Annotated in this window: 17 protein-coding genes and 1 pseudogene; 6 read left to right on the forward strand and 12 right to left on the reverse strand. The window is 65.0% G+C overall.

The genetic code is table 11. The features are described from left to right. The first annotated feature begins 9 nt into the window (after window positions 1–9). A complete protein-coding gene (locus CQ050_RS27535) occupies window positions 10–684 on the forward strand; it encodes an epoxyqueuosine reductase QueH (RefSeq protein WP_006227543.1) in 675 nt (224 codons plus the stop codon). A gap of 30 nt (window positions 685–714) precedes the next feature. On the opposite strand, the gene CQ050_RS27540 is transcribed toward CQ050_RS27535, so the two are convergent. From CQ050_RS27540 to CQ050_RS27585, 10 genes and pseudogenes are all read right to left on the reverse strand, one after another. After that, the gene (locus tag CQ050_RS27540; protein WP_105560013.1) at window positions 715–1,668 is read right to left on the reverse strand and encodes a helix-turn-helix domain-containing protein; all 954 of its coding nucleotides are present in this window, start codon (window positions 1,666–1,668) and stop codon (window positions 715–717) included. A gap of 78 nt (window positions 1,669–1,746) precedes the next feature. After that, on the reverse strand, window positions 1,747–2,307 hold the full coding sequence (locus CQ050_RS27545) for a cytochrome C (protein WP_105560014.1): 561 nt from the start codon (window positions 2,305–2,307) through the stop codon (window positions 1,747–1,749). Further along, entirely contained in the window at window positions 2,304–2,825 is a 522-nt protein-coding gene (locus CQ050_RS27550) for a methylamine dehydrogenase light chain (RefSeq protein WP_369868944.1), read from the reverse strand. Before CQ050_RS27550 ends, CQ050_RS27545 begins: the two co-directional genes overlap by 4 nt. Before the next feature lie 79 nt (window positions 2,826–2,904). After that, window positions 2,905–3,465: pseudogene (mauD, locus tag CQ050_RS27555) on the reverse strand (methylamine dehydrogenase accessory protein MauD); the annotation flags it as partial. An 11-nt stretch (window positions 3,466–3,476) separates the two neighbouring features. Next, window positions 3,477–4,040, reverse strand: coding sequence for a MauE/DoxX family redox-associated membrane protein (locus CQ050_RS27560; protein WP_105560017.1), 564 nt, complete (start codon window positions 4,038–4,040; stop codon window positions 3,477–3,479). Beyond that, window positions 4,037–5,230 carry an amine dehydrogenase large subunit gene (locus tag CQ050_RS27565; protein ID WP_105560018.1) on the reverse strand — a complete coding sequence of 398 codons (1,194 nt, stop codon included), beginning with the start codon at window positions 5,228–5,230 and terminating at the stop codon, window positions 4,037–4,039. Before CQ050_RS27565 ends, CQ050_RS27560 begins: the two co-directional genes overlap by 4 nt. Window positions 5,231–5,258: 28 nt before the next feature. Beyond that, window positions 5,259–6,140: a transporter gene (locus CQ050_RS27570; protein WP_105560019.1), complete on the reverse strand. Its 882-nt coding sequence runs from the start codon at window positions 6,138–6,140 to the stop codon at window positions 5,259–5,261. Between the two features lie 70 nt (window positions 6,141–6,210). Next, window positions 6,211–7,722, reverse strand: coding sequence for a phenylacetaldehyde dehydrogenase StyD (styD, locus tag CQ050_RS27575; RefSeq protein ID WP_105560020.1), 1,512 nt, complete (start codon window positions 7,720–7,722; stop codon window positions 6,211–6,213). A 293-nt stretch (window positions 7,723–8,015) separates the two neighbouring features. Beyond that, the gene (locus CQ050_RS27580) at window positions 8,016–9,005 is read right to left on the reverse strand and encodes a quinone oxidoreductase (RefSeq protein WP_105560021.1); all 990 of its coding nucleotides are present in this window, start codon (window positions 9,003–9,005) and stop codon (window positions 8,016–8,018) included. Window positions 9,006–9,057: 52 nt separating this feature from the next. After that, a complete protein-coding gene (locus CQ050_RS27585) occupies window positions 9,058–10,038 on the reverse strand; it encodes a DMT family transporter (RefSeq protein ID WP_105560022.1) in 981 nt (326 codons plus the stop codon). 73 nt (window positions 10,039–10,111) lie between these two features. Between CQ050_RS27585 and CQ050_RS27590 the strand changes: the two genes are divergently transcribed. From CQ050_RS27590 to CQ050_RS27610, 5 genes are all read left to right on the forward strand, one after another. Beyond that, on the forward strand, window positions 10,112–11,002 hold the full coding sequence (locus CQ050_RS27590) for a DMT family transporter (RefSeq protein ID WP_105560023.1): 891 nt from the start codon (window positions 10,112–10,114) through the stop codon (window positions 11,000–11,002). A gap of 31 nt (window positions 11,003–11,033) precedes the next feature. Next, entirely contained in the window at window positions 11,034–11,540 is a 507-nt protein-coding gene (locus CQ050_RS27595) for a MarR family winged helix-turn-helix transcriptional regulator (RefSeq protein WP_105560024.1), read from the forward strand. Window positions 11,541–11,649: 109 nt separating this feature from the next. Then, window positions 11,650–13,119 carry an efflux transporter outer membrane subunit gene (locus CQ050_RS27600; protein WP_233214328.1) on the forward strand — a complete coding sequence of 490 codons (1,470 nt, stop codon included), beginning with the start codon at window positions 11,650–11,652 and terminating at the stop codon, window positions 13,117–13,119. 22 nt (window positions 13,120–13,141) lie between these two features. Then, a complete protein-coding gene (locus CQ050_RS27605; RefSeq protein ID WP_105560025.1) occupies window positions 13,142–14,335 on the forward strand; it encodes an efflux RND transporter periplasmic adaptor subunit in 1,194 nt (397 codons plus the stop codon). Further along, on the forward strand, window positions 14,332–15,948 hold the full coding sequence (locus tag CQ050_RS27610; RefSeq protein ID WP_233214330.1) for a DHA2 family efflux MFS transporter permease subunit: 1,617 nt from the start codon (window positions 14,332–14,334) through the stop codon (window positions 15,946–15,948). Before CQ050_RS27605 ends, CQ050_RS27610 begins: the two co-directional genes overlap by 4 nt. 45 nt (window positions 15,949–15,993) lie before the next feature. Here the strand turns inward: CQ050_RS27610 and CQ050_RS27615 are convergent, their stop codons facing one another. Further along, window positions 15,994–16,977, reverse strand: coding sequence for a hypothetical protein (locus CQ050_RS27615; protein ID WP_105560026.1), 984 nt, complete (start codon window positions 16,975–16,977; stop codon window positions 15,994–15,996). A gap of 35 nt (window positions 16,978–17,012) precedes the next feature. Next, a complete protein-coding gene (locus CQ050_RS27620; RefSeq protein WP_105560027.1) occupies window positions 17,013–18,080 on the reverse strand; it encodes a tartrate dehydrogenase in 1,068 nt (355 codons plus the stop codon). Window positions 18,081–18,086: the final 6 nt, after the last annotated feature.

An 18,086-nucleotide genomic window follows, 5' to 3' on the forward strand; every position in this document is an offset into this window, starting at 1 on the left:
CTGCAAGCCATGTCCGAACTCGTCCGCCCCAAGCTTGACCTTCCCGCTGGCCGCAGCAAGGTGCTGATGCACTCATGCTGCGCGCCCTGTTCTGGCGAAGTCATGGAAGCCATGACGGCCTCCGGCATCGATTACGCGATCTACTTCTACAACCCGAACATCCATCCGGTCAAAGAGTACGAGATCCGCAAGCAAGAGAACATCCGCTTCGCCGAACAGCACGGCATCGAATTCATCGATGCCGACTACGACATGGATAACTGGTTCGACCGCGTAAAGGGCATGGAAAACGCCCCTGAGCGCGGCGAACGCTGCACCGCCTGCTTCGACATGCGCTTTGAGCGCACCGCGTTGTACGCGCACGAGCATGGGTTCGACACCATTACCAGTTCGCTTGGCATTTCGCGCTGGAAAGACATGAACCAGATCAACGGTTGCGGCGAACGCGCGGCAGCCCGCTACGACGATCTGGTCTATTGGACCTACAACTGGCGCAAGGGCGGCGGGTCTGCCCGCATGATCGAAATCAGCAAGCGCGAGAACTTCTACCAGCAGGAATATTGCGGTTGCGTCTATTCCCTGCGCGACACCAACCGCCACCGCCGTTCGCAAGGCCGCGACCGCATCCACATCGGCGTGAAGTTCTACGGCAAGGAAGACCTGATCAACGAAGAGCTGCTCTGATCCTGAAGCAGCGTTGATTCCCGGGCCGCGCTAACGCGACTGGCGGCGGTATTCCGACGGCGATGCGCCGTAACGCTTGCGGAACGCGTGGCTGAAACGCGCCGCGTCGGAAAACCCGAACCGGTACGCAATATCCCCGATCTGCCGCACCGATTGCGTGGCGTCGCACAGTGCGTCCCGGCTGCGCTCCAATCTGGCGCTAAGGATGAAATCGGCGGGCGTGGTGGCCGCCAGCGCGAACAGGTTGTACAGATAGCGCCGCGACATCCGGAACGCCGTGGCCGCGGATGCCGGCGACAAGTCCGGATCGTGCAGGTTTTCAAGAATGTACTGCTGGACGCGGCGCAACTGCGCCTGCTTCAGGCCCACCTGGTCTTGTTCGGCCTGCCCCCCTGCCCGCTCGCTGATATCCAGCCCCATCATCTGCAATACCGCATTCGCCGCATCGCGCGCCGCGCTTTCGGACAAATGGGCCTGTTCGCCCAACGCGACACGCAACAGGTCCATGGCCATGCGGCCGCAACCGTGCTGGCCGCTGAAGTTGCGGGCCACGGCGTTCTGCATATATGGCTGCCAAGCTTCGGTTTGCTTGCCGGGCACCTGCATCACCAAGAAATGCGCACCGTCGTCCACATCGACCTCGTAAGGCCGAGTGGTGTCGTAGATGCTCCATTCCCCCGGCATCAGCAACGCGGTGCGATTGGACTGGCGGATCTCGCTGCGGCCGGCCAACTGCAACGTAACCTTGTAGCCCGCTTCCTCGGCGCGGGCTGCCAGCAGCTTGCTGCGGCGCACCCGTTGCGCGCTGCTGTGCAATTCGCTGACCTGCATCCAGCCCAGGCAACCCACCGCCACGCTGTTGCGGAAACGCGTGGGGAACACGGCCGAAACTTCCAGTGGCACGAAGGTGCTGCTGATGCTTTCCTGCCAGCTGGCGCAATCCAGGAAATGCCTGGGCGCACTGCGCAAAAGGGATGATGACATGGCGACTCCGGTGCTGCCTATTTCTAGCACTGCACGCCTGGGGGGAGTATCGGTGACAACCCCTAACTGCCTGCCGGACTATGGTTTCCTGTCGCGTCCATATGAATATTCGGACAGCGCGAATCCCATCGACGAGAGCTCTTCGGCCAGTCGGTGGCGCACCGGCACCACGTCGTCATAGCGGTTGGGTCTTGCCGCCGCGACCTCGGCCTCGGTATAGGGAGTGAAATCGGCCGGCAACTGGGCCGGGCTGAATTCGTCCAGCACCCAATTCAACACGGCCGCGAGTTCGGCATTGCTCAATTGCGAATGGGCCGCGCCCGGCACGCGGATCAAGTATTCGCGGCCCGCGGGCAGATGCGTGAACGCCCCGACCGATTGGCGGAAATCCGGGATGCCGTGCGGGCTGCTACCCCGCCCGTCAACGCGGTGGCAGCCCGCGCACTGCAAGACGTAATCGGCGCGCACGGCTTGCCGCAGGCGGTCGGCGTTGGCGGCGTCCGCCCCTTGCTGCGCGGCCGGCTGCGGCGCATGTTGCCGTTCGCCTTGCTGCGCCGCCGCGCCCTGCATTGCGCACAGCAGGATGGCCAGGGCAACGCCCTCGCGCCATCCCGCCAGCCGCCGCCCCCGGAGTCTCATGGCTTTGGCGCCGCCTTGGGTTGCAATTGAGGTTTGGCCAGCCCCACGATCACCGAGGTCGTGCAGTGAAAGATCGATGACTCGTTGGACATGCACCAGTTCACGTCGTTGTGCAGGAACATCTGATAACCCGGACGTTCGCGTTCGGCGGCCGCGCACATGCACTTGCCGCACGCCGTCTTGCCGCAGCAGTCGTTGTAGCTGATAAGGTAGTCCTTGCCATCCAGCGGATTGTGGCATGTCCCCACCCACGACACGGCGGACGGCGACGTGCCAGGCGGGCACGACGTCATGCTGCCGCCGCAGCAGGAACACAAGAATCCATCCACCGCGCAATAGCGCCAGTAGTCACATGCCGTGTCGTCCATCTGCGGCTTCTTGCCGGCCGCCCGTGCCGAACGCGCCACCGGCAGCACGGGCACCAGGAAAGCCGTTCCCACCAGCAGCTTGCCGATGCGGTTGAGGACGCTGCGACGCGACGTAGCGTGCGCGACCGAGCGCGAGGCGCGCTCACCCAATTTATCCAGCCAGTGCATTGCCGCTCTCCTTCCTGGAAATCCGGGTCTCGTCCAGCGTGCCCGCGGCCAGGAAATCCTGCACCGACGCCACGCCCAGTTCCTTGGCCGTGAACAGGCTTTCCAGCTGCTCGCGGGAATTGATCAAGCCCTTGGCACGCAATACGCCCGACTCGTCGATCAGCACCGCATACGGCAGTTTGCTGATCTGGAATTTCATGCCCAGCTCGGTCGACAGCAAATACGGAAACCGTTCCAGTCCGGCCTGCTTGTAGAACGCCAGATGCTCCGGCATGTCGCCGTCGCTGGCCAGCACGATGCGCAGCCAGGCGCTTTCCGTGCTGGCGACCGATTTCAGAATGGGCAGGAGCTTCTTGCACACGGGGCACGTGGGCGACAGGAAGAACAGCAGCTGGCTGTGTTGGCCGCGCTCTCCGATGGTGATGCGGCGGCCCAGCAAGTCGGGCAGTTCGAATCGCGGCGCGGCCTCGCCGACGGCGGGCCCCTTGTCCATGGTCAGCGCCCCCATCGGCGCCACGCGCTCATACAGCACGCCGATCTGACGGGACAGGGCCAGGATGACCAACACCAGGCACAGCACTACGCCCCACAGCAGGAAATTGGAAATGATCAAGGCATCCATGTGACACTCCTTCAGAGATTTCGCAGCTTCAGATGCGAAGCCAAGAGATGATTGGCGGTGAAGTACAGGCCCACGGCGGTCATCGCCAGACCGAAGACGGCCGCGGCATCCGCCCACTGCAGGCTGCGCGATTGGCCGGCCGCGGCAATCAGCACGGGCGCGGTCCATAGCGCCAGCACCGCATTGCGCAGCACCAGCCACCATGACAGCCCGCCGCCCTGCGCGGCATCGCGCCCACCTCGGCCCAGGGAGGCGGGTCCCCCGCAGCCGCAATCGATGTCGCGATGCCCGCGCGCAAGGTTGATGGCCAGCGCCAGCGTCGCCACGCCCAGCACCAGCAACGCCAGTGCCGCGCCCGCCACCTGGACCGACGGCATCAGCAGCATGGCGCCAGCGACGGCTTCCGCCAACGCATAGGCCCCCGCGAACGCGCCGCTCCAACGGGAAGGCAGAAGGTCGTAGGCAGCCACGGCGCGCGAGAACCCCGCCAGGTCTTTCAGTTTTTCAAGCGCCCCCAGCAGCAGCACGCAGGCCAATGCGGCGCTGGCGCCATAGAGCAGGACCGGATCGTTCATTTCGAGCCTCCCGCCGGTTGGGGTTCCACTTGCAACGCGGTCTCGCCCGCTGCCTGGATGGTGGTCTTGAATACAGGGGCCACGGGCGCCGCATCGTAGATGTTGACGTTGCCCCCATCGATGGTGAACAGGCGCGGCTTGTCGTCCTGCGAGACCGACATCGACAAGGCGTTCTTGCCGGGCACCCGCGCCAGCCGCTTGTGCGTGGCCAGGTCGTATACCCAGATCTCGGCGGCGGGCGTCTTGTGCGTGCCTTCCGTGCCGTTCGGATGCATGCCCACGTAGAGCCGCTTCGAGGCACGGTTGATGGCCAGCAGGTTGTAGCCGCCGGGCCGCCAGCCGCGATCCTTGCCGGACGCGTCCAGCAGCGACCATGGCGCGCCAAAGCTGACTTCCTTGCCGCTGAAGTCGGCGCTGTACACGTTGCCGTTGTAGGACACGAAATAGAAGGTATCGCCGACGTTCTCGGTGTGCGTGAAGACGGGGTCTTTCTCAAGTTCGAACATCGGTTTGCTGCGCTGCTGGCTGGCCGGTTTCCCGGCCGCGTCCAGGTCGATGGTCAGCAACGCGCCGTCGCCGCAGATAGTGGCGAAGCTGCGCGGACGCGAAGGCAGCGGAATGATGCTCCAGCAGCCGGCGGCGGCCGTGATCTCGTCGGCGAACTGCCGGGTCTTCAGGTCAACCACCGTGACCGACGTCGCAGGCGTGGCGTTCTGCACGAACAGCAAATCGCCGTCGGTGCTCTGGCGCAGGTAGTTGCGGTAGTTCAGCGCCTGCGCGCGCTTCTGCGGAATCGGCACCTCGTACTTGGGCGTCAGCGTCTCGGCGTCCCAGGCCTCGATCACGTCGGTGCGCTTGCCGCGGTTGAGCCGTTCGTAATAGGTCGTCATGACATAAAGGTCGCGCCCATCGGCGGACACGGTCATGTGGCCGTTGAACGACGTGGGCACCAAGCCCAGGAATTTCCCGGAGTCGCCATCGTAGATGTTGACCCGGCTGTCGACCAGGTGGTTGAAGACCGCATCCATCACGTACAGCCGGTGCGGCGTGGCCGGCGGCAAGCGTGTGCCGCCCTTGAGTTCCTCCACGGGCAGGTCCGCCCAGGCCAGGCCCGCGGCGCTTGCAAGGGCAGCGCATAGCGCCCACCGTCCGGCCCGCGATGCGCGTGATGTGGCTCGAAGCGCAATCATCGATGTTCTCCTCTCATGATCCGGTTTCCTAGAATGCGTAGACGTAGCGCAACTGCACGCCACGCATCCGCGGCCCGTTCTCGACCTTCAGGTCGTGGATGTACTGCATCTGAATCTGGTTGGCGTCGTTGATCTGATGGGTCAGTTCGACGGCCAGTTGGTGATTGCGCGCCCGGGTGGCGACGGTTTCGCCCGAGGACGTTTCGCGTCCGCCGGTTTCGTACCGGTAGCGGATGCCCGTGTAGGTGTCGGGGGTCAGGTTGGTCGAGGCTAGCGCGAAGAAGCGGAACGATGGGTCTTTTTTCAGCGTCTGGCCGTACCAGTCGGTATTGCGCCCGTAGATTTCCACTTCGGCGATGGCCTCCAGGAACGTGGATTCGCCCACGCCCTTGACGAACGAGAAGTCCTGGATAGTGGACCAGCGGTTCTTGCCCGGCGACACGTCAGGACGAGAGCGATCGTAACGGCCCACCGGCGCCACGATGAAAGGTTCCCAGGCAAACCAGGTCTTGGTCTGCTCATTGTTGTAGAGCCAGATCGCTGACCCCAACGTCACGTCGCCGATGCCGGTCTGGTGGTCGCCCGGCGCGCCGGGCAAGTCCAGCGAGGTCCGGTACATGGGCACGATGAATTCCAGCTGCACGGTCTTGCCGTAGAAGTCGCGGTAGTGCATCTGGCGGTAGATCAGCGCGTTGACGTCCAGGGACGCGCCATCCACCCGCTTACCCTCGGAATACAGCCCGGACGAGCGCAGGCCCGCCAGGTAGCCGGCGACGATATTGGTGCCCACGGGCGCGGGTATCCAATCGCGTGCGCTTGGGTCTCCGGCCCATGCCGGCTGCGATGCGCCCAGCCATGCCAGCACCAGCGCTGCGCCCGTCCGGGTGCGGCCATGTGTCTTACTTGCCATGCACTTCCCCTTGGTCTCGCGGAGGCGCCGCCGCCGGTATCTCCCGGCTTGGCCAGCGCACCGCCACGTTCTAGTACGCGATGCAGACGGACTTCTTCTCCAGGTACATCTCGATCACGGCACGGCCGTGTTCGCGGCCGATGCCGGATTGCTTGAATCCGCCGAACGGCATGTTGGGATCCAGCATGTTGTGGGTATTGACCCAGACCGTGCCCGCGTCGATGCGCGGAATCAGGCGCTGCACGCGGGAAAGGTCGTTGCTCCAGAGGCTGGCGCCCAGCCCGAACGCGCTGTCGTTGGCCAGCCGCACGGCGTCATCCAGCGTGTCGAACGGTTGCGCCACGACGACGGGGCCGAAAATCTCCTCCCGCGCGATGCGGGCATCTTGCGGGACATCCGCGAATACCGTGGGCCGCACGAAGTAGCCCGGCCCATCGCCCGCGCCGCCCCCCGCCAGCACGCGGCCGCCTTCCGCCCGGCCAACACCGATGTAGTCCAGGACACGCTGTTGATGCCGGGCCGACACCAGCGGCCCGACCTGCGTGGCCGCATCGAAACCGGACCCCAGCGTCAGTCCGGCCGCCACATCCGCCAGCCCTTGCACGACCTTGTCATACAGGCCCCGCTGCACGTACAGCCGTGATCCGGCCGTGCAAACCTGGCCTTGATTGAAGAAGATGGCCGCGGCGGCGCCTTGAATGGCGCGGTCGGCATCGCAATCGTCCAGCACGATCACGGGGGACTTGCCGCCCAGTTCCAGCGAGACGCGCTTCATGTCGTCCATCGCGGCCCGCCCGATCAGCTTGCCGACCTCGGTGGAACCCGTGAACGCGATTTTGTCGATGCCCGGGTGCGCCACCAGTGCCGCGCCGGCCGTTTCACCCCGTCCCGTGATCACATTGACGACCCCGGGCGGAAAGCCGGCTTCCAGGGCCAGCTCCGCCAGCCTGAGGGCGGTCAGCGGCGTTTCTTCGGCGGGTTTGAGCACCACGGTGCAGCCCGTGGCCAGCGCCGGCGCGATCTTCCACACCGCCATCAGCAGCGGGAAATTCCACGGGATGATCGCGCCGACCACACCGACGGGCTGCGCCAACGTGTAGGCGCTGTATTGGACGCCCGGTGGGAAAGGGATCGACAAGGACAGGGTGTCGCCCGTGATCTTGGTTGCCCATCCGGCCATGTAGCGCAGCCATTGCGCCCCGGCGCCCACTTCCAGGCCCTGGGCGATACCCAGGAGCTTGCCGTTGTTCAGTGTTTCCAGCCGGGCCAGTTCGGTCCCGTGCTGCTCCAGCAGGTCGGCCAGTTTCAACAAAAGCCGTTCACGGCCGGCGGGCAGCATGTCGTGCCAGGGCCCCGCGGCGAACGCACGGCGCGCGGCCTGCACCGCCAGGTCCACTTGCACGGGACCGGCATCCGGCTGATGCGCGATGACCTGCCCGGTGGCCGGATCGTAGACGGGGATCGGCTTGCCCTGCCCTTCGCGCACCGGCTTGCCGTCGATCAGCATGAATTCCCGGATCGCGCCCAATTCCGGACGGTCGGCCCCCGCAGGGCCCGCGGTCGAAACGCTTGCTGAACACATCTGAAGCTCCAACGGAAAGTGTGGAAGCCAGAATAGCAACGGCATTTCGGGCTGGCTTGTCGGGCCGTGCATGGCGTTTTGTCATTCTGCGCACGCCCGGAGCATTTTTTATCGACGGGCCGTCCCGAGATAAAAACGCCCCCTTGGGGGCAGCAAGCACACGAAGTGTGCGCGGCGTGGGGGCATCTTCATCGCCAGCCAGCCTCAAGAAAAAAGGCCAGGCAGACCGCGCTTGGCGGTCTTGCCTGGCCTGTTGCGGGCTCGCTTGGGAGCCCGCGCGGCGCGATGGCCGATCAGTCCAGCATCAGCACCGTGGCGCCGGTGGTCTTGCGCGAGGCCAGCGCGGTCTGCGCTTCGCCTGCTTGCTCCAGGCTGTAGCGTTGGTCGATACGGACCTTGATCTTCTTCTTCAGCACCAGGTCGAACACTTCTTCCGACGCGGCCTGCAGCTTTTCCAGCGTGTTCACGTGCACGCCCAGCGACGGACGCGTGACGTACAGGCTGCCCTTCTGATTCAGCACGGCCAGGTTGACGCCGGCGACGGGGCCGGACGCGTTGCCGAAGCTGACCATGAGGCCGCGCGGCTCGATGCAGTCCAGCGAGGTTTCCCAGGTGTCCTTGCCCACGCCGTCATACACCACCGGCACTTTCTTGCCGCCCGTCAGTTCCAGCACGCGTTCCGCGACGTTTTCGCGCGAATAGTCGATGGTTTCCCAGGCGCCGTTGGCGCGGGCCAGTTCCGCCTTTTCCGGGCTGGAGACCGTACCGATCAGCTTCACGCCCAGAGCCTTGGCCCATTGGCAGGCGATCAGGCCCACGCCGCCCGCGGCCGCGTGGAACAGGATGGTTTCGCCGCCTTGCAGGCGGTAGGTCTGGCGGAACAGATACTGCACCGTCAGGCCCTTGAGCATCAATGCGGCGGCCTCGTCGAAACCGATGCCCTTGGGCACCTTGACGACCTGGTTGGCCGGCACGTTGCGCGCCTTGGCGTAGGCGCCGATGGGGCTTTGGCCGTAGGCGACGCGGTCGCCCTTTTTCAAATGCTTGACGTCCGCGCCCACCGCCGTGACCACGCCGGCGGCTTCAAAGCCCAGGCCGTGCGGCAGCGGATGCGGATACAGGCCCGTGCGGAAATAGATATCGATGAAATTCAGGCCGGCGGCGTGTTGTTCAATCGTGACTTCATTGGCGGCGGGCGGCAGGACTTCCACCTCGACCAGCTTCAGGACTTCAGGACCACCGTGCTGCTCGATACGAATTGCCTTGACGAGATTGCTGGCCATGCGGGCCTCCTTTCATTGGGACTATTTGGGGTGTAACCGGAAAAACCAGACTTCAGCGCGGCGGGCGCGCCTCGCGTGGCGTGGCGGACGCCTGCTTGCCGGCGCCGACGCCCATCAGGGCGAGCACGCCAGCCAGCACCAACGCGGTCCCCGCCATCTGCCATACGGTGATGGGCTCGTTCAGGAACCACGACGCCAGGAACAGCACCGACACCGGCCCCACCATGCCCAGCAGCGACGCCGTGGGTGCGCCGATCAGCGACACCGCCCACATCAGCATGAAGACCGGCACCACCGTGTTCAGCGTGGCATGGATCACGGAATATCCGTAGACCCCGGCCGGTTGAATCAGCATCGACGGCGGATGAATCACGAAAAACTGGATGATGCAGGCCACGCACGACACCAGCATGGCATAAGCCACCAGGCGCGTCGGCCCGACCCGCTTGATCAGTTCGCCAGAACAAATCAGGTAGACAGAATAGCTTGCCGCCGAGCCAAAAACGAACAAAGACCCTAACAGCACCTCGCCACCGCCACCGAAGGACAGGTCATGGGCGAACACCAGCACCACGCCCGCGTAGGACAGGACCATGGCCAGCCATTGCCGTCGCTCGATCGGCCGCTTGAACCAGAAGGCGGACAGCAGCACCACGAGCGACGGCGAGAGGAAGAGAATCAGGCGTTCCAGGCTGGCGGTGATATAGCGCAGCCCCAGGAAATCCAGAAAGCTGGACAGGTAATAGCCCAGCAGGCCCAGCACGATGACTTGCGCGCGTTCCTTGCCCGTCATCACCACGATTTCGCCGCGCGCGGCGCGACGGGACTGATGCCAGGCGACCGCCGCGAAGAACGGCATGGCAAACAGCATGCGAAAAGCGATGAGCGTGACGGCATCGATGCCGTAGCGGTAGGTGAATTTGACGACAATCGCCTTGGCCGAAAACAGAACCGCGCCAAGCGTCGCCATGAGGATGCCGGCCGCGCGGCCGGACGGGTAGGAAGGCGGCAAAAACTTGGCAAGACGATTCATGCGATGATTTTAGATTCAGTGCAAACCGATTTGCACGCCCATCTCAGCTTTTTGGCATCAAATTCCCCATCGCATGACCCGACAACGCGCTCTGACCCACATCCACATCGCCGCCGTGCTGTTCGGCCTGACCGGCGTCTTCGGAGAGCTGATCCAGGCCAGCGCCGCCGTCATCACGCTGGGGCGGGCGGTATTCGCGGTGATTTCGCTTGGCGTATTCGCCCGCATGCGGCGCAAACCCCTGCTGGGTGTGCTGACGCCCGCGCAGTTGTTCGTGCTGGTGATCGCCGGCGCGCTACTGGCCGCTCACTGGGTCACGTTCTTCATTTCGGTCAAGGTGGGCGGCATCGCCATCGCCACGCTGGGCTTCGCAAGCTTCCCCGCCTTCATCACGCTGTTCGAAGGCCTGATCTTCCGGGAACGCATCCGGGCGGCCGAATGGATGCTGCTGGGGTTGGTCACCGCTGGCCTGGTGCTGGTCACGCCGTCGTTCGACCTTGCCGACCAGGGCACGATCGGCCTGGCATGGGGGCTCTTGTCGGGCCTGACCTTCGCGCTGCTGGCACTGAGCAACCGACGTTCCGCCTCCGGCATGGACCCGATGCAGGTGGCCTGCTGGCAAAACGTGGTGGTGGCGCTGGTGATGGTGCCGTTCGCCGTCGGCCAGTTGCCCGCCCTGCCCGCCATGGACTGGCTCTGGCTGGCCTTGCTGGGCGTGTTCTGCACGGGGCTGTCGCACTATCTGTTCGTCTCCAGCCTGACCCGCCTGAATGCGCGCAGCGCCGGGTTGGTGATTGCCCTGGAACCCGTCTACGCCATCGCCTTCGCCTGGGCGCTGTTCCAGCAGGAGCCCACGCCCCGCATGATGGCGGGCGCCGCCCTGATCGTGGCTGCCATCGTGTGGTCCGGCCTGCGCAAGAGCGCAGCGACGGATGTCGGCGCGGCCCCCGAAACACAGCCTTGACAATAACTGACTAGGCAGTAAAATTCGGCGCATGAATGCCGAAACTTCCCCGCCATCGTCCGACACCCCTGTCCACTACCGCAGCGACACCCGCTGCATGGCGGAAGAGAACGCCGGCTATCTGATCAAGCTTGCCTATCATTCCCTGACCCGCATGCTGGATCAGGAAATGGCTCCGCTGGGCCTGACCGCCATGCAATGGCGTCCGCTGGCCATGGTCTTCCTGGGCCGCGCCGACACCCCCGCAGAACTGGCCCGCCTGAACGACATGGACACGGGCGCCATGACCCGCGCGCTTGATCGCCTGGAAGCCAAAGGCCTGCTGCGCCGTACCCGCTGCCAGACGGACCGCCGTGTCGTGAAGATCGAACTGACCGAACTGGGCCAAGCCAAGGCGCGTGAAATTCCACCGAACATCGCGCGGTCGTTGAATCATCACCTGCGCGGCTTTTCCACCGACGAGGTCACCCAGTTGATGCACTTCATGCGTCGCATGATCGCCAACGGCTCCGCTTCCAGCGCCGCCCCAGAACGCTGACGACGCCCGACCCCTTTACGCAACGGCCCCACTGACCTGGGGCTTTATTTGGCATAATATTTGCCTAGGCAAATACAGATTAATCAATTACTTTCAGCAAACAGTCAGGATGAAACGCCTTCTTTCTACCGTATTGGTGCTGGCCCTGAGCGGTTGCGCATTGATGGACTCCGGGCCGGCGCCCGTGGCGGCGCTGGACGCGGCAAAGCTGGGGCTGACCGGCCAAGAGACGGCTTGGCCCAACACGCAATGGTGGCAACGCTACGGCGACCGCCAACTTAATGCGCTGATGGATGAAGCCCTGGCCAACAGCCCGTCGATGAGCGCCGCCCAGGCCCGGTTGGCCAAGGCCAACGCTGCGGTCAGCACCGCCCGCGCGCCGCTATTGCCGCGCGTGGATGCGGATTACTCGCTGAACCGCGAACATCTCTCGTCGGACTACATCTACCCGGCTCCGCTGGGCGGAACGGTCGTCAGCGACAACCGGCTGGCACTGGATTTCAGCTATGAGCTGGACTTCTGGGGCAAGAACCGTTCGCGCCTGAAGTCGGCCGTGTCCGAACGCGAAGCCGCGGTCGCCGACGCGCAAGCCGCCCGCAACATGTTGGCTAGCGCGACGGTCCGTGCCTACCTGAATCTGCAGAACGCCTTCGCGCAGCGCGACGTGCTCAAGCGCGTGATCGCGCAACGCGCCGACGTACTGTCGTTGACGCAGGGACGCTACAGCGCCGGCCTGGACACCCAGGTCGAGGTGAAGCAGGCGGAATCGTCGCTTGCCGCCGGCCAGGTGGAATTGACGCAGACCGAGACGACGCTGGCGCAACTGCGCAACCAGGTCGCGGCGCTGACCGGCGCGGGCCCCCAACGCGGCCAATCACTCGTCGCCGTGGACTTGACCGCCCCGGCAGGCGTCGTGCCCGCCGCGATTCCCCTGGACCTGCTGGGCCACCGCCCCGACGTCGTCGCGTCCCGCTGGCGCGCCGAGGCAGCCCGTAGCGCCATCGATACCGCCAAGGCCGAGTTCTACCCCAACGTCAACCTGACCGCGTTCGCCGGCTTCCAGGCCTTGGGCACCGGCAATCTGTTGGGCTCCGCGGCCCGCACCGCCGGTTTCGGGCCCGCCATCACGCTGCCCATCTTTCACGGCGGTGAACTGAACGCCAACCTGGCGGGCCGCCGCGCCGACGCCGACCTGGCCGTCTCTGACTACAACCAGGCCGTGCTGGACGCCGTGCACCAAGTGGCGGACGCGCTGGACGGCTTGCGCTTGCTGGATCAGGAACGGGCCCAGCAACGCCAGGCCCGCGAAGCCATCGAGGCCGCCTACGACCTGGCGGTGAACCGCTACAAGGCCGGCCTGGGCAACTACATCACCGTGCTCATCGCGCAGACCGGCGTGCTGACCCAGGCCCGCCTGGACACCGACCTGCGCATCCGCGCCTATCAACTGGATGCCAATCTGGCCAATGCGTTGGGCGGCGGCTATGCCCCAGGTGCCGAACCCGGGTCCACGCCAGGCCCCACCCCGGCGTCTGTGTCCGAAGCGCCGTCCGCCCCCGCCACGAACCCCATTCATTGAACGATCCCCGGATTCAGACGTCATGAACGCTGCCACCCCCACGACCAATCCCGCCCGTAAACGCCTGTTGCTACTGGCCACCGGCGCCTTCATTCTTGTCGCCATCGCCTATGGCATCTGGTGGGCCCTGTTCGGCGCCCACTTCGAAAGCACCGACGACGCCTACGTGCACGGCAACCTGGTGCAGATCACGCCGCAAGTGCCCGGCACGGTCATCGCCATCGAAGCCGACGACACTGAAACCGTCGTTGCCGGCCAGCCGCTGGTGCGCCTGGATCCGGCCGATACCGACATCGCGCTGCAACAGGCCCAAGCCAAACTGGCGCAGATGGTGCGGCAAGTCCGCACCTATTACGTCCAGAATGACGCCTTGGCCGCCGACGTCGATCTGCGCAACGCCGACATCATGCGCGCCCAGGCCGAACTGACCCGCGCGCAAAGCGACGTCAGCCGCCGACAGCAACTGGCCAAGTCCGGCGGCGTCAGCGGCGAAGAAATCCTTCACGCCGAAGCCGCGCTGAAGTCCGCCCAATCCGGGCTGGCGCAAGCCCGCGCCTCGTTGGCCGCGTCGCGCGCCAAACTGGCCACCAACCAAGCGTTGACGCAAGGCACGACCGTCGCCAACCATCCCGACGTGCTGCAAGCCGCGGCCGGCCTGCGCAACGCCTGGCTGGCGCAGTCCCGCACGGTGCTGCCGGCGCCCGTGGGCGGCGTGATCGCCCGCCGCAGCGTGCAGGTGGGCCAGCGCGTCGCCCCCGGCAACGCGTTGATGACGGTGGTTCCGCTGGATCAGGTCTGGGTGGAAGCCAACTTCAAGGAAGGCCAGCTGCGCAAGATGCGTATCGGCCAGCCGGTCAAGATGGTGGCCGACTTGTACGGCAGCGCGGTGACCTATCACGGCAAGATTTCGGGCCTGGATGCCGGCACTGGCAGCGCCTTCGCCCTGCTGCCGGCGCAGAACGCCACGGGCAACTGGATCAAGGTGGTGCAGCGCGTGCCCGTGCGCATCACGCTGGATCCCGAAGACCTGAAGTCCCATCCGTTGCGCGTCGGCCTGTCCATGGACGTCGAAGTCGATGTGGGCACGCAGGAAGGCGAGCCGTTGACGCAAGCTTCCCGCAAGGAACCGGCCTGGTCCACCCGCGCCTTCGAACCCGCGCATGACGAAGTCGACGCCATGATCACCAAAATCATCCAGGACAACCTGGCATCATGAGCACGACCGCCCAGCCCGCGGGCGCTGGCGCGCCCGACGTGCCGCCGGTCCTGCCGGCTGGCACGTACCCGCCGCTGGAAGGCGCGACCCGCATCATCGGGTCCATCGCGCTATCCACCGCGGTGTTCATGAACGTGCTGGACACGTCGATCGCGAACGTGTCCATCCCCACCATCTCGGGCGACCTGGGCGTGAGCTCCAGCCAGGGTACCTGGGTGATCACCTCGTTCGCCGTCGCCAACGCCATCACGGTGCCGCTGACGGGCTGGCTGACGCAGCGCTTCGGCCAGGTCCGGCTGTTCCTGATTTCGACGCTGCTGTTCGTGCTGGCGTCATGGCTGTGCGGCTTTTCGCCGTCGCTGGAAGCGCTGATCGCCTTCCGCGTGCTGCAAGGCGCGGTGGCCGGCCCCATGATCCCGCTGTCGCAGACGCTGATGCTGGCCAGCTTCCCGAAGTCCAAGGCGGGCATGGCGTTGGCGGTCTGGTCCATGACCACGCTGGTCGCGCCGGTTGCGGGGCCCTTGCTGGGCGGCTGGATCTCGGACAACTACACCTGGCCGTGGATCTTCTACATCAACGTGCCGGTCGGCCTGCTGGCCGCCTGGATCAGTTGGCGCATTTATGGCAACCGGGAATCGCTGACCCGCAAGTTGCCCATCGACAAGTTGGGCCTGGTGCTGCTGGTCGTTTGGGTCGGCGCCTTGCAGATCATGCTGGACAAGGGCAAGGAGCTTGACTGGTTCGCCAGCCCGACCATCATCGCGCTGGCCGCCACCGCCTTCGTCGCGTTCGTCTTCTTCCTGATCTGGGAGCTGACCGATGCCCACCCCGTCGTGGACCTGCGCCTGTTCAAGATCCGCAACTTCACGGTCGGCGCGCTGACGCTGGCGGTGGCGTACGGCGTCTTCTTCGGCAACGTCGTGCTGCTGCCCCTGTGGCTGCAAAGCAATATGGGCTATACGGCAACCTACGCGGGCCTGGTGACGGCACCCGTCGGCCTGCTGGCCATTTTGCTGACGCCGCTGGTGGGCAAGATGCTGGCGACCCGCGACCCCCGCCAGATCGTGACCGTGGCCTTCCTGATTTTCGCGCTGGTGTGCTTCATGCGGTCGGGCTTCAACACCCAAACCGACGTGCGCACGCTGATGCTGCCGACCATCATCCAGGGCGCGGCGATGGCGGCGTTCTTCGTCCCCCTGACCTCCATCACGCTGTCCAGCATTGAACCGTGGCGCATCCCCGCGGCCTCCGGATTGTCGAATTTCCTGCGCTTGACTGCCGGCGCGTTCGGCACCTCGATCGCCACGACCCTGTGGGAAAACCGCGCCACGATGCATCACGCGCAACTGACGGAGATCGCCAAACCCGGCCAGCAGGCGTTCGACCAGACGTTGAACACCTTGCAGAACGGGATGGGCATGTCGCATCAGCAGGCGCTGACCATGGTGGACGGACTGGTCAATGCGCAGGCGTTCACCATGTCCGCGGTAGACGTGTTCTATGGCTCGGCGATCATCTTCCTGCTGCTGACGGGACTGGTCTGGTTCGCCCGCCCACGCTCAACCAAGGCCGGCGGTGGCGGTGCGGCGGAAGCGGCGGCAGGCGCGCACTGACGCCGGCAACGCCTCTTATCGCCATCCCAAAAAAAGGGCGCCTGATCAGGCGCCCTTTTGCATGGCCGGCACTTCTTTCAACAGCACCTGCCAATCCTTGCGCTCGATGATATCGGCCGACAAGGCGCTGACCGGAGACAGGTTGAACACCGACACGCCGCGGGCGCGCCACTGCGCCGACGCGAAACGGAACGAAGGTTCGATCAGATTCGCGAACTTGCGCGCCAGGCGGCTGGACTGGGGTTGCGCGCCTTCGTCATAGAACCGCAGGCCGTGCTGCACGGTCAGATCCAGCCCGTGCACATATACCTGGCGCGCGCCGCCGGACACCAGCACCTGCAACGCCGCATAGGCCACCGTGTCGGCGTCGAACACGCCTAACGAGGCGTCGAAGCTGTAGCCCAGGCCCTGCTTGGCATCCAGCAATTGCACGTCGGGCGTCGCCGCCGCGATCCGCTTGAGCATCGCCGGTGCGGCGCTGCGTTGATAGGCGCGCTCGGAGATCAGTTCAATGATGCAGATCCGGCAGCGGATCTCGTCTTGGGGAATGCCTTGCATGATGTAGCGCAGCACTTCGGGGAACACGTACAGCGTCAGGTCGCGCGCGACGATCGCGCGCACCAGGTCGATGCGGTCGCGCACGAAGTTCTGGTCGATGATGCAGTAGTACTTGAATGGCAGATCGAATTTGCGCGCCAGCGCGATCGCGCCGTTGACGCCCATCGCCGCACGAATATCCAATTGGTCGTAGGGGATCTGCGCGACCGACGGGCCGCTCAGGATCAGGTGCACGGTTTCGTCGGCGGGGTCGTACCCTTGCGCCAGCGGCGTAATGGGAAGCGACCGGCCAAAAGCGCGAAAACCGCAAATCGCGCCCGACCGGTCCCGCCAGATCCGCACGAAGGGCCACAGATGCTGGTTGTGCCGTTGCGTGCGCGAACGCAGCAGGCGGAACAGTTTGCGCACGAAGCGGTCGGCCCGCCCGCCGCCGACGGGCGGGGCGGGCAAGGGCGAGATTGAGTCTTGCATCGAGTCGCCTGGCCGGCCCTTTCCGCGCAGCCCGCTTAGCCGGCGGAAATCAGCGACGCAATCGCGTTGCCGACCTCGACGGTCGAAGCATTGCCCTTCATGTCCCGGGTGCGCGGGCCATCGGCAAGTACCGATTCGATCGCTTTCACCACGGCGGCCGACGCCTCGGGATACCCCAGGAAATCAAGCATCAACGCACCGCTCCAGATCTGCCCGATCGGGTTGGCAATGCCCTTGCCATAGATGTCGGGCGCCGAGCCGTGCACCGGCTCGAACAGCGACGGGAACTTGCGCTCCGGGTTCAGGTTCGCCGACGGCGCGATGCCGATCGTCCCGGTGCACGCCGGCCCCAGGTCGGAGAGGATGTCGCCGAACAGATTGGACGCCACGACCACATCGAACCAGTCGGGATGCTGCACGAAGTGGGCGCACAGGATATCGATGTGATATTTGTCCCAGCGCACGTCCGGATAGTTTTCGGCCATGTCGGCCACGCGCTCGTCCCACCAGGGCATGGAAATCGAAATGCCGTTGGACTTGGTGGCGGCGGTCAAGTGCTTGCCGCGCTTCTGGGCGAGCTCGAACGCGAACTTCAGGACGCGTTCGGCGCCGATGCGCGTGAACACGCTTTCCTGGATGACCACTTCGCGCTCGGTGCCCTCGAACAGACGGCCGCCGCTATTGGAATATTCGCCTTCGGTGTTCTCGCGAACGATGAAGAAATCGATATCGCCGGGCTTGCGGTCCGCCAACGGGGACGGCACGCCGGGCATCAGCCGCACCGGACGCAAATTGATGTACTGGTCGAATTCGCGGCGGAACTTGAACAGCGAGCCCCACAGGGCTTCGTGATCCGGCACCGTGGCCGGCCAACCGATCGAACCGAAGAAGATCGCCTCGTGCTGACCGATCTGCGCCTTCCAGTCGTCCGGCATCATCTTGCCGTGCTTGGCGTAATGGTCGCAGCTCCAGTCAAAATGGTCCCACTGAAAATCAATGCCGAAGCGCGTCGCCACGGCGTCCAGCACTTTCAACCCTTCAGGAACGACCTCCTTGCCAATCCCGTCTCCTGGAATTACCGCAATTTTGTGTTTCTTAGCCACCACGTT

Source organism: Achromobacter sp. MYb9, from assembly GCF_002975275.1.
Taxonomy (GTDB): domain Bacteria; phylum Pseudomonadota; class Gammaproteobacteria; order Burkholderiales; family Burkholderiaceae_B; genus Achromobacter.

Coding starts and splice junctions, on each gene's coding strand:
- CQ050_RS27615 (WP_105560026.1), bottom strand. CDS start 16,977: ATGCAAGACTCAATCTCGCCCTTGCCCGCCCCGCCCGTCGGCGGCGGG.
- CQ050_RS27540 (WP_105560013.1), bottom strand. CDS start 1,668: ATGTCATCATCCCTTTTGCGCAGTGCGCCCAGGCATTTCCTGGATTGC.
- CQ050_RS27535 (WP_006227543.1), top strand. CDS start 10: ATGTCCGAACTCGTCCGCCCCAAGCTTGACCTTCCCGCTGGCCGCAGC.
- CQ050_RS27590 (WP_105560023.1), top strand. CDS start 10,112: ATGACCCGACAACGCGCTCTGACCCACATCCACATCGCCGCCGTGCTG.
- CQ050_RS27610 (WP_233214330.1), top strand. CDS start 14,332: ATGAGCACGACCGCCCAGCCCGCGGGCGCTGGCGCGCCCGACGTGCCG.
- CQ050_RS27580 (WP_105560021.1), bottom strand. CDS start 9,005: ATGGCCAGCAATCTCGTCAAGGCAATTCGTATCGAGCAGCACGGTGGT.
- CQ050_RS27570 (WP_105560019.1), bottom strand. CDS start 6,140: ATGGCAAGTAAGACACATGGCCGCACCCGGACGGGCGCAGCGCTGGTG.
- CQ050_RS27545 (WP_105560014.1), bottom strand. CDS start 2,307: ATGAGACTCCGGGGGCGGCGGCTGGCGGGATGGCGCGAGGGCGTTGCC.
- CQ050_RS27605 (WP_105560025.1), top strand. CDS start 13,142: ATGAACGCTGCCACCCCCACGACCAATCCCGCCCGTAAACGCCTGTTG.
- CQ050_RS27585 (WP_105560022.1), bottom strand. CDS start 10,038: ATGAATCGTCTTGCCAAGTTTTTGCCGCCTTCCTACCCGTCCGGCCGC.
- CQ050_RS27600 (WP_233214328.1), top strand. CDS start 11,650: ATGAAACGCCTTCTTTCTACCGTATTGGTGCTGGCCCTGAGCGGTTGC.
- CQ050_RS27560 (WP_105560017.1), bottom strand. CDS start 4,040: ATGAACGATCCGGTCCTGCTCTATGGCGCCAGCGCCGCATTGGCCTGC.
- CQ050_RS27565 (WP_105560018.1), bottom strand. CDS start 5,230: ATGATTGCGCTTCGAGCCACATCACGCGCATCGCGGGCCGGACGGTGG.
- styD (WP_105560020.1), bottom strand. CDS start 7,722: ATGTGTTCAGCAAGCGTTTCGACCGCGGGCCCTGCGGGGGCCGACCGT.
- CQ050_RS27595 (WP_105560024.1), top strand. CDS start 11,034: ATGAATGCCGAAACTTCCCCGCCATCGTCCGACACCCCTGTCCACTAC.